Origin of the sequence: Bartonella florencae (assembly GCF_000312525.1) — a bacterium.
GTDB classification, from domain to species: Bacteria; Pseudomonadota; Alphaproteobacteria; order Rhizobiales; family Rhizobiaceae; genus Bartonella; species Bartonella florencae.
In genome coordinates, this window is sequence record NZ_HE997526.1 from 1 (window position 1) to 271 (window position 271).

Consider the following 271-nt stretch of genomic DNA (forward strand, 5'->3'; position numbering starts at 1 on the left):
ATCACATGATTCAAATAGTTCACATTCATCAAGTTGGTTTCACTCTGACAGTTGTGATGTGGGTGGTTATGCTTATGACGTGATCTCAAATGGTGTGAAAGGCGCAGTAGTAGGGGGAACCTTGGGTTTAATGAAAGGACCACAAGTTCGCTGCCGCTGGAGCGTTATTTACTGCAGCAGAACAAGCTAGTAATGCTTTGATCGATAAGATCGATGAATGTGTTCATCGATAAAATGTAAAGAATGCTATTTCTAACTTATTAGAAAATAG

General features: G+C 39.5%; 1 protein-coding gene. It reads left to right on the plus strand.

Features of this window, described 5'->3' with window-relative positions:
• Positions 1 to 190: hypothetical protein (locus BN202_RS10115; RefSeq protein ID WP_034988325.1), on the plus strand; the 190-nt coding region annotated here is incomplete at its 5' end.
• Positions 191 to 271 lie beyond the last annotated feature (81 nt).